The organism is Leyella stercorea (assembly GCF_021531355.1).
Taxonomy (GTDB): domain Bacteria; phylum Bacteroidota; class Bacteroidia; order Bacteroidales; family Bacteroidaceae; genus Prevotella.
In genome coordinates this window covers 1-944 of record NZ_JADYTS010000177.1, presented here as the reverse complement: position 1 = coordinate 944, position 944 = coordinate 1, and the positions used below count along the sequence as shown (strand labels likewise).

Sequence of the window (944 nt, the reverse complement as noted above, 5' to 3'; positions counted from 1 at the left end):
ATAAAAGCTCCGCAAATTCTCCACGGTAGAAATACGCTGCAAAAATATGTGGAAAATCGGGAACTGCCAAAAAGCACTCAGAAAGTATTAAAAAACAAAGAGTGTTGAAAATCAATACTTTATGGTTAGTTAGTCATAGTAAGTTATGGTTAGTTATAAGGCTCTAAATACAGCAACAAAAACAACTGTTACCCAAAGAAGTAACAGAAGAAGGGATTGTGATGCTTGTCAAGCCCCTACACCACTCAAAGCAACTCTTACCCAAAGAAGTAACCGAAGAAGGGATTGTGATGCTTGTTAAGCCAGAATACGAAAAGCAATAATCGCCCAAAGAAGTAACAGAAGAAGGGATTGTGATGCTTGTTAAAGCATCACAAGAGTGAAAGCAATCATTACCCAAAGAAGTAACAGAATAGGGGATTGTGATGCTTGTTAAGCCAGAAGCCGAAAAGCAACTCATACCCAAAGAAGTAACAGAAGAAGGGATTGTGATGCTCTTCAATCCTTTGCAATTATTAAATGCATTATCTGCAAATGCTGTGACGGGATATTCCACTCCATCGCTTGCCTTTACCTTTTCCGGCACTACGATATCGCCAGAATACTTCTGGTCACCATTGTTTGCTGTGAGCGTTGCGGTCTTGGCATCGGAATCTATCAGATAGCGTAAGCCGTCGATAGTCTCGAAGCTGGCTTGGGCATAGGTATTACTTGTGGCTAAGATAGCGATAACCACGAAAAGGACAAGGCTCTTGAGAGAGCCGAAACGTTCCTTATTCGATAAAGAGGAGGATAACGATCTGTTGATAATCATATAGTGAAAAAGTTAGTATTTATAAACGTTTATTACACGATGCAAAAGTAAATAAAATTAACCCAAATCGGTCATTAGAAAATGACAAGAAGCTTTTTCTAATGACCGCCATTAGAAAAACAGCTTTGTA

The 944-nt window shown here is 39.1% G+C and carries 1 protein-coding gene; it reads right to left on the bottom strand.

What is annotated here, in order from left to right; translation table 11 throughout:
• Positions 1-163: 163 nt before the first annotated feature.
• Complete coding sequence (locus I6E38_RS14920; protein WP_235394719.1) at positions 164-814, bottom strand: leucine-rich repeat domain-containing protein; 651 nt, start codon at positions 812-814, stop codon at positions 164-166.
• Positions 815-944: the final 130 nt, after the last annotated feature.

Excerpts from the sequence above, each read along its gene's own strand:
- I6E38_RS14920 (WP_235394719.1), bottom strand. The coding sequence starts at position 814 with ATGATTATCAACAGATCGTTATCCTCCTCTTTATCGAATAAGGAACGT.